This window comes from Listeria immobilis, from assembly GCF_014322765.1.
In the GTDB taxonomy this organism is placed as follows: domain Bacteria; phylum Bacillota; class Bacilli; order Lactobacillales; family Listeriaceae; genus Listeria; species Listeria immobilis.
Genome location: NZ_JAASTZ010000025.1, coordinates 1 through 16,050, shown reverse-complemented (window position 1 = coordinate 16,050; position 16,050 = coordinate 1). Strand labels below are relative to the sequence as shown.

Sequence of the window (16,050 nt, the reverse complement as noted above, 5' to 3'; positions counted from 1 at the left end):
TGTTTTCAATTAATTTTGATAGGGAATATAGTTATTCTATGCTAAAATATACAATATGATAATTAAATTTTAAGGAGTTAGTGATGAAATTTTATATAAAAGAAATTCAATTGACAAATTCTAAAACATGGGAAATATCTGGTTTTTCTGATGGGGAAATCAGTAGCATTGAAGCTTATTATAATGAATTACGTGAATATAAACACCCTGAGCAAAAATTTAATATTCCTTTCACGCAACAAAAAAATTCATTCAAAGCTGTTATATCCATTTCTGAAATTGCAAGTTTTTCTCAGCCTGATCAAGAAGTTGCATGGAAATTTAAAGTAAATGGTGATTATCCATATACACATTTAATTACAGATGGACCAATAATAAATAAACCCTTCCGTCCAAATAATTCACTTTATGAATATCATTTTGAATTTCCAGAAGGCGTTTTAACACTTATAAGTAAACCAATTGAACTCACAGCATCATTAAATAACTATTCGTTAAATGAAAATACTATTTCCGGAAAAATACAAATTAACCCGTCGCTTCCAGATGACATATTTTCAGCTCAATTACATCTAAAACGTAGACCTACACCAAGCTTTTATTTATTCCATGAACAACAGCAAACCTTTGATTTAGGAGTTTTTAAGGATAACGAAACTGATTTTTCTATAAGGATTAGTGAGTTGACCTCGGATTTCCTGGTGGATGATACTAATATTTTAGATGCTATCATTGAAATTTCACCTACAAGTACACAAAAAGGGGTGCCTACATTTCTCTCCATTGACTCAGATGTAAAGACGTCCATTCCTAGAGAAATTGAAATAGGTTCACCAGTTTTAGCTGCTTTAAGATCATATGTTACTGGATCCAACAGATTATCATTTTATTTCAAAAAAAATATCCATAGACACGTTAAATTAAGCCAACTGCAAGAAAATAAAAAGGAAATTATTTTACAGTTTAAATCTGAGAATAATTTTTCAGAAAGCCAAATTGTTGTGAAACGACAAGACAAAAAGGCTAGTACATTTGAATACAATGTAGAGCAAGTTTGGCCATTAAAAAAAGGACTAACTAAGCACACAGTACGAATAAACAAAAAAGAATTTTTATTTGGACCTATAAATAAAGCAGATGCAACTTGGGATTTCTTCATTCGTTCCAAAAACACACCTGATTTGCCTATTTTAGTTCCAAATGAAATAGATCTTAGCTCCTCTGATTTTTTCCCTATTTCTGATAATAAATTTCGTGCTTGTTTATCTAGAAATGATAAAAATAATTTGTCTTGTGATACAATTGTCGCTCCTAAAATCAAGGAAGATATTACTAAAATTGCTGTCATGGGAACTTGCTTTAGCCGTAACGCATTCAATTCATCGCCTTTCTTTAACCCAGATTATAAGGCTTTCTTTGAATGCAGCTTTACACAGTTTCATTCATCTATTATCAGTGTAATGACTGAACCTGCTAGTGGATTCGATTTAGGGAAATATAAAGATATTTTACCTAGTGAACGAATTACAGTCGAAGAAGACTTAAAAAAAGAATTCTTCACTAATCTCAAAAATTCTAACTCTGACTATTTCCTAATTGACCTTTATCCAGATGTAATTAGACCAGTTATTTGGCTTAATGATAAAACTGCAATAACTTTATCTTATATAATAGAACAAAGCCAACTACTTAATGATATTTCTTATGAAAGAATATTAGATCATATTAATAATGAAGTGTTCTTTAACGAGTGGAAAGCTTATGCTGACAAATTCATCACAAACTTGACAGAAATAATTCCTGCAAATAAAGTTATTTTAAACTTAGGTGGCTTTACTACCTCATACTATGATGAGAATGGAAAAATAGTAACTTACCAAAATAAAATGGCTATTGAAAAAAATAACTATTTTTGGGATCGATTAAATAATTACTTTTTAGCTAAACTACCTGAAGCTCAAGTAATTGATTTTTCAAAAAAGACATATATTGGGGATTTTAACTATCCATTTGGCCACTCTTTCTCTCACTTTGAATCTACTTATTACAAGGACTTTTTGAAAGAACTTATTTATATCACTAAATCATAATTCACACCCTTCAGCTCATAAAAGTTGTTAAGCTATGAATCAGAAAAAATCCATCGTACAAATAGAAAGTCTGATTCCAATAAATGAAACATGCTAAAAAGCCTCTTATATTGTTCACTTAAAGTACAATATAAGAGGCTTTTTATGGTAAGAAAAACCCACTGTTGAATGTGTTAAAATGAAAAGCAATAGAGAGAAAACCAGTACTTTTATAGTGAAAATTTAGCTGGCTAATATTAAATAAAATATATAGATCCTAATAACTAAAAAACAAGAAATTTTCTAAAAAAGTAAAATTTCTCTGGAATATTTTCATTAAAATATTATATCCAAAAACACTATTCTTTTATTATTTTTTGAATTTAATGATAAAAGTACTTTGTTTCATATTTTAATTTTTTATATTAAAAAAGCACCTCTTTAGTATATAGCTTAAGTATTTTATTTTAACAAAAACTCTTTATGCATAAAAAAATGAATTTGAGCTCCTATTGAAATGGAATTCTCAAATTCATTTTTCTTTTTTTACATAGTTTACTTTGTAATTACGTGATGTAACAACAAAGAAATTTTTTATTTTACATTAGTAAATGCGCGTGCGTCAACCCAGCCAATTATTTTACCATTCAAACTCATTTGATAGTAAGTAGCACGAGTTGTTTTAGCTTCTCGCACTAATTGTACGGTTTTATTAGCATAAGCAGTTGCTTGTCCCACATTTTTCGTTCCAATAACTCTATACGGTTCAGTCCAAATTCCATTACCAACTGGATTGCTTAATAACGCACTTTTATTAATTACATTGTTGTATTCAATAGCATCATAAACATCAAAGGCTCTTTCATCCAACCAACCAACATTTTTTCCATTAATGCTAAATTGGTAATAAATCCCTTTTTCAGTCTTTGCACGTCTTGTGATTTTAGCTTGTTTATTAGCATAGTTTGATGCTGAACCAACTGATTTTATTCCATAAAGTTGATATGGTAATGACCAAACTGTATGTCCACTAACATTTGTAATCATAGCATCTCGAACATAGGCCTGATCATATTCTAATGTACTATAAAATTTAAAAGCTTTTTTATCTAGCCATCCAATAACTTTACCATTATAGCTAAACTCATAATATGTTCCTCTGCTTGTTTGTGCTTCACGAGTTAGTTTAACTGTTTTGTTTTTATAAGTTCCAGCAGACGTAATTAATTTAACACCAACACTCTTATAAGGAGCTGTCCAAATAGCATTACCTTCAACATTTTCGATTACAGCTTCCATATTAACAGCTTTATTGTAAGTTACACTATCATATAATTCAAAGGCTTTTTTATCTAACCATCCGATAACTTTGCCTCCTGATTTAAATTGATAGTAAGTACCTCTTGGTGTTTTTGCTTCTCGAATGATTTGAACGTCCTTGTTTAGATAAGTTTCTGCTGAACCCACTAATTTAGTCCCAACTGTGCGATAAGGAGCTGTCCAAATAGCATTACCTTTTACATTCTTAATTGTACCATCTAATGAAACCGTTTTATTATACTCTTCAACATCATAAAGCGTAATAGCTTTTTTATCTAACCAACCAATTGCTCTTCCATTGATACTTATATAGTAATAAATACCATGTTGCGTTTCTATTTGCTGACTAATAGCTACATCCATATTAGCATATTTTGATGCAGGGGCTACTGAAGTTGTTCCCTCAAGTTTATAGGCTTTAGACCAGATTCCATTTCCAACTACATTAGTTATTTGTCCATTAAGATTTACATTTTTACTTGAAACTATAGAATCATAAGGATAGATTGTTAATGCACGTTTATCAATCCAACCAATTGTTTTATTATTTATACTAAATTGATAATACGTTCCCTTAGCAGTTTGAGCTTCACGTAAAAGTTTTATTTCTTGTTGTGCATATGTTGTAGCATTTGTTATAAACTCTCGTCCATAGACATTATATGGTTTAGACCAGATTCCATTACTCACTGGACTTGTAATCTTAGCTCTTCCTACATATACTTTATCATAATTGACTTTATCGTAAATTGTTAACGCTCTTCCATCAATCCATCCTGTCAATTTACCATTATATTTAAATTGATAGTAAGTGCCTCTTTGTGTAGTAGCCATAGAAACTAAATCAATATCTTTATTTGCATAGTTACTAGCAGAACCAACAAGCGTAACACCTTTAACTTTATACGGCATTGTCCAAACTGCATTCCCTGTTGGCTTTGTTACTGTAGCTTTTCCAGAGATGGTTTTTTGAGATAGAATTTTATCGTATACTACATCATATTTATCTAAATCATAAGTTTCAATTACTCTTATTAGACTTGAAGCATAGTTAGGATCTGTTGCATATCCAGCTTTTTGAAGTTCGGTAGCTGCAGTTTTATAATCAGTTGCATTAATAACTTTCTTATATAGATCTTTATTCCAAGATGTACCATTAACTAATAAAAGTGTGTGATCTGTCACAGACTCATTCCAACTTGGATATTTTCGAAATTCTGCATTTACTTTTATCCATTGACCATTAACATATTCAGAGGTTTGCATTATAACAGATTGCCCATTATATTTCCCTTTTATTCCAAATAAATTATTACCTTTTGTTGCTAGTCCACTTTTTCCCCAGTTAGATTCTAAAATTCCTTGTGCCAAAGTTATACTAGATAAAAGCTTATATTTTTCTTGAGATGCTTGAGCGGCAGGTGCTAATTTGTTGATAAACGCCTGTTGCTCTGTGGTAGCAGCTTTTACGTCCTTCTCAAAGGAATTTTTTCCAGTTAATGAATTTTGTAACTCACTACCTATATTAGTTGTCAAACCATACATTGGGACAACCAAAATTGGTATCATTACAATTTTCATCCACTTTTTATTTATCATTATTCTTCAATCACTCCTTAAAATGCGTTACTATCCTATATTCTACCAAATTTTGTGGCTTGATAAGTTACAGATTTATTACAAAATTAACGAAATTAAATATAGCCTATAAGTTACTATTAGTCAATATAACAATTTTCCTATTAATCTCGAATTCTATTCTTCAAAATTCTTAAGTGTAAAAAGAGACCACTTCTTTTTACATAAATGGTCTCTTTTTTATAACTTAATTTTATGTTGCTTATCTACATATATTATATGCCCCACTTGATTTGTTGTTCCCTCACTAATTAAACTTTTAAATGATTTTTCAGTTGCTACTAAAGTCCCGAATAAAATAGTTAAAATGATTAATACTGTTAAAAAACATTTATCAAAAAGTGTTAAGCGATATTTATTCGCATTTGGATTAGGATAAACTTTTTTCTGTGGAGCTTTTTGATTCTCTTTATGTTCTTTTTGGTATTTTTTCTTATAATCATTTGGCTGTTGATTGAACCATTTTACAAACTCGTCATATTTTCGAGCAACTTCTTGTGCCTCGCCCATTTCTCTTATTTCCCCGTGATGCATCCAAATAATCCTGTCACATAAGCTTTTTACTTGTCCAAGCGAATGACTGACGAACACGATAGTTTTTCCACGAGCTTTAAATTCATTAATTTTATTGACACATTTTTGATAAAAGGTTTGGTCCCCAACTGACAATGCTTCATCAATAACTAAAATATCGGGGTTAGTATGCACAGATATTGCAAAACCTAAACGAGAACGCATACCACTGGAATAATTTTTAATTGGTTGATTGATAAAGTCTCCAATATCCGCAAATTCTATAATACTAGGCATTAATTTATTGATTTCCGAACCTTTCATTCCATGCATAAGTAGTTTTAAGCGGATATTTTCGTAACCTGTTAGCGGGCCTTTTAACCCAACTGCAATAGCGATTAAAGATGTTTCTCCATTAATAATGACTTCCCCTTGTGTTGGAGGAATAACTCCCGACATAATACTAGAAATAGTTGATTTTCCAGAACCATTGATTCCAATAAGGCCGACTGTTTCACCATCATGAATATCAAAAGAGACATCTCGCAAAGCCCAAAAAGATTGCATTTTTTGGCTTTTGGGCATAAACAAGCCTTTTATCTTATCTGATTTATTTTGATAGAGGTCATATTCTTTTGACACATGTTTAAATGATACTTTAATATTTTTATCCATCTGTCTAACCTCCTATAAATAATCCACGAAACGTTCGCGGAATTTCATGTGTAGTGTCGCGCCAACAAAAAGCAATGTAAATGTTATTAGCCAGAAGTACATTGTATACGACGGCGACTCCCAAAAACCTTTATGCATTAGGAAAGTCTCCCTGAAACCATTTACTACATAATAAATCGGATTTAGTTTTAATAAATCAACTAGCCACTGCGGTAACATTGTTTCTAAATTCCAAACAATCCCAGTCACATAGAAAAGTACACGCATGATAGACTGCAACATAATATAATAGTCTCTTACTAAAACACTAATAGTTGCATTAAATAGTGTAACACTAAACAAGAAAGCAATCATTGCTACAAAATAATACAAATACTGTCCCCAATAAACGGTAATAGGTGTTCCATTAACTGCAAACAAACCTAGTAAAATAAGCATCATTGTAAAATAACTTGTTAGGTTAGAAACTATTGTTATATTGGGTAAAATACTCATTGGGAAATTCATTTTTGAAACCATACCTATTTTATTGTAAATACTATTCGCACCTTGTAAAATAACTGCACTAATAAAAAACCATGGGATAATACCTGCAAGCATCCACTCAATATAGCTAGCATCGGATCCTGATTTTGCATTCATACCAAAACCAAACACAAAATAATAAATAGCAATTTGAATTAATGGATTTAAAATTTGCCAAGCAAGTCCCAAATAATGGCTTTGATAGGTCGCCTTATCTTCATAGCGTGCAATGCGAAATATCATTGGTAAATTTTTCACTTGTTCTTTAAATACTTCCATAACTTGTTTCACAAAAACACTTCTTCCCGAAAAATAATATGGTTTTACAACCAGATTCAGCTTTATATGTTATATAGGCAACTCCTCCATAAAAAACTAAATACACCTTGTTAGTATAGTTTGTTGTCTTAGATGCCTAAATCTTGCTATTTATGCCTCATCTTCTATGTGTAAATCGCTTTTAATATTTGATGCATTCATTTACTAATGGAATTTAGTAAAAAATACACCCTATGTTAAATTACCTTAAAAGTTGTTTTTTGTAAAGCTTCATCTGCAATATTAAACAATTAGTTTTCAAGAACCGCCTGAATATCCGCAGCTCCTTCAAGTAATCTTGGTCCTGGGCGGCTTAATTTATTGGCATCCATTTCATAAATTTGGTTATTTTTAACAGCTGAAATATCTTTCCAAGCAGTACGTTTTAAAATAGTTGCTTTTGCGTCCGGATAAACTGTTAGGATAATATCAGGATTTTGTTCGATTACTTTTTCTTCGTTATAAGGAATAAAGCCTGATTCGGTAACGATATTTGTTCCTCCTGCAAGTTCTAGCATCTCATTCATAAAAGTCCCTTTACCGGCCGTATATAAATCCGGGCTAATTTCGATCCAAACTTTTGGAGAGGTTTTTAATTCTTTAGCTTTCTTTTCAATAGTTGCTTTTTGTTCTTCCATCGATGTTGTTACTTTTTTTGCTTCTTTTTCAGTTCCGGTTAGTTCACCTATAGTCGCAATTGTTTTTTCAGTATCTTTTAAATTAGTTGCATCTGGTACTACGAATACATTAATACCAGTGTCTCTTAATTGTTGATACGCATCTTTTTGGGCAGAAAGCATAGATTCATGACCAAGTACTAAGTCTGGTTTTAGTGAAATAATTTTTTCAGTGTCTACATTTGTTGAAACTACTTTTTCGATTTTTTGGGCTTCTGCCGGGTAATCGTCATATGCCGAAACTCCGACGATATCCTCTCCAAGTCCTAGTGCGAACAAGATTTCTGTGTTACTTGGCATAAGTGAGATAATTTTTGTTGGCGCTTCTTTTAATGTAATCGTTTCGCCGGTTGCATCTTTTACCTTTATTGCCTCCGTTTTTTCTGTTGGTGCCTTTGTTTCTGTATTTCCACAAGCCGTTAAAACCACTAATAATAAAACAACCGCAATACCTTTAAACCATTTCATATGTAAGTTCTCCTTTTTAATAGAAAAAACGGGTGGCAACTTCACGCTAACAATCTCAAAAAACGTCTCTTTTATCACGTTTAATTTCTCGATTTTTAAAGTTTGGCACTTTAATTAGCGTTCTATTCCCACCCGTTAGTCATTATGTTTTTAGATTCTGTTTACTTCAATCAATAAATCACCGGACTCAATGGTATCGCCATCAGATACGTGGATACTACTTACTTCTCCATCAAATGGCGCTTGGATTGTTGTTTCCATTTTCATTGCTTCTGTAATAAGTAGAGGATCTCCTTTTTTCACAGATACGCCTTTTTTCGCGACAACTTGGATAACAGAACCTGTCATTGTTGCTCCAACATGTTCCGGATTCGTTGTGTCAATCTTACGTCGCGCAATAACTGTTGATTGAACATTCATATCTTGGATGTTAATTTCACGCGGCTGACCATTTAATTCAAAATAGATAACCCGTGTTCCGTCCGCAATTGGTTCTCCAATAGAATTTAATTTAATTAAAAGGATTTTCCCTTTTTCTAATTCTACTTCAATGGTTTCGCCTAAGCGCATTCCTTTATAGAATGTTGGTGTATCAAGAACGGTTACATCACCATATTTATTAATCATTTCTTGATAATCTAGGAATACTTTTGGATAAAGAATATAGGAAATCACATCTTTTTCAGATGGTTCATAACCCATTTTTTCTTTTAGCTCTACTTTAACATCAGCAAAGTTAACTGGCTCCATTAAAGCTCCTGGACGATCAGTTAATGGTTTACGTCCTTTAAGCACTAGTTTTTGAAGTTTTTCTGGGAACCCGCCATACGGTTGGCCAATTTCACCCATAAAGAATTCAATTACAGAGTCTGGAAAATCAATCGTATCGCCTTTTTCGTAAACATCTTCTTCTGTTAGCTCGTTTTGAACCATAAATAACGCTAGGTCCCCGACAACTTTAGACGATGGTGTTACTTTAACGATATCACCAAACATTTGATTTACTACTGTATACATTTCTTTCACTTCATCCCAACGATCGCCAAGCCCTACTGCAATGGCTTGTTGTTGAAGATTAGTGTACTGACCACCTGGCATTTCGTGAATGTATACTTCTGTTTGTGGTGAGTTAAGCGCATTATCAAAGTCTTTATAGTAATGACGCACATCTTCCCAGTAATGATTAATAGTTTGAGAATTTTGCGCATCTAAGTTTGTTTGACGATTACCGTTAACTAAACCATAATAGAGCCCTGTCATACTTGGTTGGCTTGTCGCGCCACTCATAGCACTAGAAGCTACATCGACAATATCCACGCCCGCACTAACCGCGGCAGCATAAGTATAAATACCATTACCACTTGTATCATGCGTATGAAGATGAATAGGTACATCTACTGTATCTTTTAATTCATTAATTAAACGATATGCTGCTTGAGGTTTTAAAAGTCCCGCCATATCTTTAATTCCTAAGATATGGGTTCCTTGAGCAACAAGTTCTTTTGCCATATCTTTATAATAATCAATGGTATATTTAGTTCTTGTGTCATCATCAATGTCCCCTGTGTAACAAATAGCAGCCTCTACAACCTTACCTGCTTCACGAACAGCGTCAATTGATACTTCCATGCCCTTAATCCAGTTTAAGCTGTCAAACACGCGGAATACGTCTACCCCAGACTGTGCTGATTGTTTAACAAATTCCCGAATGACATTATCTGGATAATTTTTATATCCGACAGCATTTGCCCCACGTAGCAGCATTTGGAACATAACGTTTGGAATTTGTTTTCTTAGTGTTTCCAAGCGCACCCATGGATCTTCATTTAAGAAACGGTAAGCCACATCAAATGTTGCCCCGCCCCACATTTCAAAGGAGAACATATTAGGAAGTAAATGTGCCATAGCATCAGCCACTTGGAAAATATCTTTAGAACGCACACGAGTGGCAAGTAATGATTGATGAGCATCTCTTAATGTAGTATCAGTTAAAAGCACTTCTTCTTGTTTTTTCACCCAATCAACAACGCCTTCTGGACCTTTTGCATCCAAAATTTGTTTGGTACCTGGTGCAATTTGAGAGCCAAATGGAATTTTGGGCAAGCGTGGTTCTGCATATACAGGTTTATCACGATGTTTAATTCCAGGGAAGCCATTCACAGTTACATTTCCGATATAACGTAGTGTTTTTGTACCACGATCACGAATATGTGGAAATTTAAATAGCTCTGGTGTTGTATCAATAAAACTTGTATTGTAATTACCACTTGCGAAATCAGGATGACGAACTACATTTAATAGGAATGGAATATTTGTTTTTACACCACGAATACGAAACTCAATTAAGTTACGACGCATTTTTCGAGTTGCTTGCTCAAAAGTCATTCCCCATGTACATAATTTTACTAATAATGAATCATAGAATGGGGTAACAATTGTACCTTGGAAACCATTGCCGGCATCCAAACGCACCCCAAAGCCACCTGTCGAACGATATGTATCTACTCGACCTGTATCTGGCATAAAGTTGTTAAGCGGATCTTCTGTAGTAATACGGCTTTGAATAGCAGAACCGTGAATATGAATATCTTCTTGTTTAGGAATTGCGACTAATTGGTCATGAAGTGCATAACCATCTGCAATAAATAATTGTGATTGCACAATATCAATACCAGTAATCATTTCAGTAATTGTATGTTCTACTTGAACACGAGGATTTACTTCAATAAAGTAAAACTCATCGCCTTCCACTAAAAATTCTACAGTTCCCGCATTAATATAATCCACATTTTTCATTAATTTTACTGCAGCATCACAAATACGATTACGAAGTTCAGAAGTAATTGCATTACAAGGTGCTACTTCTACTACTTTTTGGTGTCTACGTTGTATAGAGCAATCACGTTCAAATAAATGAACGATATTGCCATGTGTATCACCAAGAATTTGTACTTCAATATGTTTAGGGTTCATAACACATTTTTCAACATAAACTTCATCATTCCCAAAAGCAGCCTTTGCTTCAGAAGATGCACGTTCAAAACTTTCTTTTACATGCTCTTTTGATTCGACAACACGCATACCACGACCACCGCCACCAAGAGAAGCTTTAATCATAAGTGGATAACCGTTCTTTTCACCAAATGCTTCTACTTCTTCAATCCCAGCAACTGGTCCATGACTACCAGGAATAACAGGAATATCTGCTAGCAAAGCTTGTTCTTTTGCTTTAATTTTGTCGCCAAACATATCTAGGTGTTTTGATTTAGGACCAACGAAAATAATGCCTTCTTGCTCACAACGACGAGCAAAGTCAATGTTTTCGGACAAGAAACCATATCCCGGATGAATCGCATCTGCACCAGATTCTTTAGCAATTTCAATGATGTTCTCGATATCTAGATACGCATCAATAGGCTTTTTCCCTGCTCCAACCAGATAAGCTTCATCTGATTTATACCGGTGGAAACTTCCGGTATCTTCTTGTGAATAAATAGCCACTGTTTTGATTTTGAGTTCAGTACATGCACGCATAACACGGATAGCAATCTCACCGCGATTAGCTACTAATACTTTTTTAATTCGATTCATTTTTTTCCTCCTAACCAACACTGATCTGTTTTATACTTGATACGTCGCCTACGATGAAATAAATATGTAGACCCTTTTTTAGGCTGTAAAACGGTATATAACTTCAATTATAGTATTAAATGGCATCAGATGTAAATTATTTTCTTCTCAAATATCGAAAACACTCTTTAAAACACGAATAAAATACAAGTAAATAGCTAGGAACATGCGGTTAAACAGTAAAAAGAAAAAGCCCTAAAAAAGTGGCTTTTTCTAGTATATTATCTTCTCTTTTGTTTTTTTGTTGGAACTTGTTTTGTACCATCTACATTGTACAGACGGTGATATTTGTTAAACATCGAAATATTAGCTACTATCCCCATCATCATGGAAAGTACCATTAAGGAAGAACCGCCATAACTAATGAAGGGTAATGTCACACCCGTAAGCGGAATTAGTCCACTTGCACCGCCTAAATTAATAAAGGCTTGAATCGCAATTAAACTTGCAATACCATAACACATTAATGAAGCAAATGGATCTTTGGCTCTTAAACCTGTACTAATGGTCTTAAATATGAGGAAGAATAAAGCTAAAATAATGAACATTACACCAAAAACGCCCAACTCTTCAGCAACTACTGCAATAATAAAATCGGTATGCGCTTCTGGTAAATAACCTAGCTTTTGAACACTTTCTCCAAGCCCCTGTCCAGACACGCCACCAGAACCAATAGCATAAAAAGAATTAATCAACTGATGTCCTTCTTTATCAGCATACTCAAAAGGGTTCATAAACGTTGTAATCCGAGCTACTTTTGTAGGGGAGACGATTTCACTTCGAATATGGTCGGGTAGTGCAAATAAGACAAGTGTGAGTGCCACAATGACGCCAATTCCAATTCCGATTAGCTTCATTATCGTGCGAAGCCTCATTCCAGAAGTAACAATGATACAGCAGCCTACTAGAAAAATAATAAAAGCAGTTCCAGTATCTGGCTGAATTGCAATTAAGAAACAGACGAATGCTAAAAAGAATATTGGCGGTAAAACACCACGGTTAAAGTCATCAATATAACTTTGTTTTTTCGCATAAATAGCGGACATATAAATAATAACAGCTAATTTTGCGAATTCACCTGGTTGAAGTGAACGTGGACCTAAAACGAGCCAGCTATTCGCATTATTAACGGTCTTCCCGACTAAAAATATTAAAAGTAAAACACCAATCGTCCCAAAAACAATGACCATTAATACTTTGTTATTTTGATAAAATTTAAAAGGAAGTAGCGCAAAAAGAATAAAGAAAATAAAACTAATAATAAAGTTCTTAACTTGGCGCGTATAAAAAAAGTCAGCTGGTAAGTCTTTTCCAATCGCTAACGACCAACTGGCACTATAGATCATAATAATCCCAAATAAACAGAGCACTATAAATACAGCTATAAATGCATAATCATATGATTTTAAAATTCGTTTAAACATTAGCATCGTCCAATCCCTGAGAATTAGTATCCCATCTAGTTTACTGTTCTTTCTATTATAAAGGAAAAGACTGCCAAATGAAAAGGAGAATCCCATCCGCCTTTTGACTCATTTTTTAGTCCTTTTCCTCTCCATAAAAAAGATGCCTGAAATAATCAGCCATCTTTTCAACTAATCGATTATTTTTTGCTCATTGATAATTCATGTAATGCGGACAATTCTTTTTCCAGTGTGGAGATTAATTTTTTTCCTTCCTCTGGTTCAATTAATCCTAGACGCGTTGCAAAGTTTATTTCACGTGATAAGCCATACATTTGCGTATCGAGCACTTCTTCATATGCTGGACATTGCGGCAAGGTTAAATTATCCATTTGAACTTTAATCAACTGTAAGATTCGTTTAGCATCTTGTTTCAGAAGCTCGACCGCCTCTTCTCTGTGATCTACTTTTTTATTTGCCATCACAGAACCCCCTATCACACGCCTTGAAAAGCGCTTTATTTGCATCTTAAGGAAATTCTCCTCAAGTTAGTTTAATACTAGATAGTATAAGTATAGCATAATTTAAACGCCACGCAAGCCAGAATGGACTAAAATTTTTGAAAAATCCGCTTTTACTCGCCTTTTTTAAGAATCATGCTATAATACTTGTGTGAGGTGAAGATAAATTGAATGCAAAATGTATCTTATGTGAGTGTGTAGATGAGCTAGACAATCGTGAATTTAAAACAAAGCAATTACGCAACAAACCTATTAGAATGTATTTATGCCCTGAATGTGAACATCGAGTAGCAATCAATACTATCAGTCGCGTTAATTCTGGTCATTTTAATTTCCATAAACCGATTGTGATGTCGAATAGTGAATTAAAAAATTTGCTAAGTAATAAGGTAGAATAAAAAAAACTAGACTAAAGCAATGAAACAATAGTACTTTTTAGAGCGAAGACTTTCGCTCTTTTTTTATTTCCAAAAAAGCTCCAAAAGATTTAAGTTTACATCTTTTGGAGCTTATTACTATATTAATATTTTTATTTACTTATTGGGAAATTTAATGTGATATTTCCTTTTTCAGTTACGTCAATAGCGGGAGAATTGTACTCATTAGGATTGCTAACAGTTAATGTAGTAGATTGCTTTAACTTATCAAAATCTTCCTGATTTAACATATAAGTGATATATCCTTCTTTTTTCGACATACTCAGGAGTTTATCACTACTTTTTTTAACATTTTATTATTTCTGCTTATGTTCACTATTATTTTGTCCATCTTATCCAGAATAATCTACTTAATTTTATATTATGTTTATAAAATTCACTTAAAATTCTATACTTTTGTATTAAAATCAGATATTATTATTTATATAATAAAATTAAAAAGGGGTTTTTGTATTGAAAAATAACAGAAAATGCATCACAACTATTTTAGCTTTGACACTCTTAACAACTTTCTCGCTATCTACTCCTGTATTGGCAGAAGATTCTCCAAGCAACACTCCTATAGATGCGGAAACAATTCTAAGTGAGGACATAAATGAATCCGTTTACACGCCAGAAATACAAAGCAAAGAGGAAAAAGCAGAGGCAGAAGCAAAACCAACTGAAGAAATAAATCCAGAAGCAACAACCAAGTCCGCTCGTCTTTTTTCAAGCTCAAAAAGCTATTCTGCTGCAAACCAGTATATTATTAGCCAGAACTATACGAATCCTGTCATTGAAAAACAAATAAAGAACTTTGAGCGATTTAATTATAAAGATGGATACGGCAAACCAAGAGGATTTGTTGTTCATGAAACAGCCAATAATAATTCTACTATTACTAGTGAAATTAATTACATGACTTCTAATTGGAAAAACGCATTTGTTCATACCTTTGTAGATAGCAGTCGTATTATCCAAATTCATCCGACTGAATATGGAGTATGGGGTGCAGGCGCAAAAGCTAATTCGTATTTTGTTCAATCTGAGTTAGTACGAGAGAGTACAAAAGAGAAATTTTATAAATCAATAAACAATGATGCTTATTATGTCGCATATAATTTAAAGCAATATGGTTTAGTTCCAGTAAATGCACATAATACTGGTGTTGGAACTGTTTGGTCTCATGATTCTGTCAGCCGTTATCTAGGTGGTACTACTCATAGTGATCCAGTAAGTTATTTTGCAAAATGGGGATATACTTTTAATGAATTTTTTGATTTAGTAAATTACAAATATAACGAACTTTCTGCACCTCTTAATAAAACATACTATGCGAAGTCAGCAGTAAGCCTTAGAACGACTGCAGACTGGTCAAGCAATATAGTTATCAATATTCCAGAAGGTGCAACTGTTACAATTAATGAAAATTCTAAAACAGCAGATGGCTTTTATAAAGTAAGCTATGGTGGAAAAACCGGTTGGATGAAACTGACTTATTTCTCTAAACAACCTGTTCTTAATACATATTATGCCGCTTCTGACTTAAACTTAAGAAAATCCGCTTCATGGGATAGTGCTATTGTTGGGACAGTTCCAACAAATGCTAAAGTAACCATCAATAATACTACAAATACTGATAACTTCTACAAAGTTACCTATAATGGGATGACCGGCTGGATGAAATTATCTTACTTTGCAAGTAAACCTGTTTTAGAAAATGTTTATGCTAAATCAGCTATTGACTTAAGATCCGCTGCTAATTGGGATAGCTCTATAGCTTTCAGTCTTAAAGAAGGCGACAAAGCCACTCTTAATAACACCACAGAAACGAATGGCTTTTATAAAATTACTGTAAATGGCAATGTTGGCTGGAT

General features: G+C 33.2%; 10 protein-coding genes. 3 read left to right on the top strand and 7 right to left on the bottom strand.

Annotated features, from left to right (window positions below):
• The first annotated feature begins 83 nt into the window (after positions 1-83).
• A complete protein-coding gene (locus HCJ50_RS14660; protein WP_185381183.1) occupies positions 84-2,090 on the top strand; it encodes a DUF6270 domain-containing protein in 2,007 nt (668 codons plus the stop codon).
• A gap of 573 nt (positions 2,091-2,663) precedes the next feature.
• Here HCJ50_RS14660 and HCJ50_RS14655 read toward each other — a convergent pair.
• From HCJ50_RS14655 to HCJ50_RS14625, 7 genes are all read right to left on the bottom strand, one after another.
• The gene (locus tag HCJ50_RS14655; protein ID WP_185349286.1) at positions 2,664-4,988 is read right to left on the bottom strand and encodes a GW domain-containing glycosaminoglycan-binding protein; all 2,325 of its coding nucleotides are present in this window, start codon (positions 4,986-4,988) and stop codon (positions 2,664-2,666) included.
• A gap of 219 nt (positions 4,989-5,207) precedes the next feature.
• Positions 5,208-6,215, bottom strand: coding sequence for a teichoic acids export ABC transporter ATP-binding subunit TagH (tagH, locus tag HCJ50_RS14650; protein ID WP_185349284.1), 1,008 nt, complete (start codon positions 6,213-6,215; stop codon positions 5,208-5,210).
• Between the two features lie 12 nt (positions 6,216-6,227).
• Positions 6,228-7,031, bottom strand: coding sequence for an ABC transporter permease (locus HCJ50_RS14645; protein ID WP_185349282.1), 804 nt, complete (start codon positions 7,029-7,031; stop codon positions 6,228-6,230).
• 278 nt (positions 7,032-7,309) lie between these two features.
• Entirely contained in the window at positions 7,310-8,203 is an 894-nt protein-coding gene (locus tag HCJ50_RS14640) for an ABC transporter substrate-binding protein (RefSeq protein WP_185349280.1), read from the bottom strand.
• 150 nt (positions 8,204-8,353) lie between these two features.
• Positions 8,354-11,794 carry a pyruvate carboxylase gene (locus HCJ50_RS14635; RefSeq protein ID WP_185349278.1) on the bottom strand — a complete coding sequence of 1,147 codons (3,441 nt, stop codon included), beginning with the start codon at positions 11,792-11,794 and terminating at the stop codon, positions 8,354-8,356.
• A gap of 260 nt (positions 11,795-12,054) precedes the next feature.
• Positions 12,055-13,257, bottom strand: a complete 1,203-nt coding sequence (locus tag HCJ50_RS14630; RefSeq protein WP_185349276.1) for an FtsW/RodA/SpoVE family cell cycle protein — start codon at positions 13,255-13,257, stop codon at positions 12,055-12,057.
• Between the two features lie 179 nt (positions 13,258-13,436).
• Complete coding sequence (locus HCJ50_RS14625) at positions 13,437-13,718, bottom strand: DUF1507 family protein (RefSeq protein WP_185349274.1); 282 nt, start codon at positions 13,716-13,718, stop codon at positions 13,437-13,439.
• A gap of 206 nt (positions 13,719-13,924) precedes the next feature.
• Between HCJ50_RS14625 and HCJ50_RS14620 the strand changes: the two genes are divergently transcribed.
• Together HCJ50_RS14620 and HCJ50_RS14615 are read left to right on the top strand one after the other, a co-directional pair.
• A complete protein-coding gene (locus HCJ50_RS14620; RefSeq protein WP_185349272.1) occupies positions 13,925-14,155 on the top strand; it encodes a YlaI family protein in 231 nt (76 codons plus the stop codon).
• A gap of 492 nt (positions 14,156-14,647) precedes the next feature.
• Positions 14,648-16,050, top strand: a 1,403-nt coding sequence (locus HCJ50_RS14615; protein WP_185395742.1) for an SH3 domain-containing protein, incomplete at its 3' end; no start/stop codon positions are given.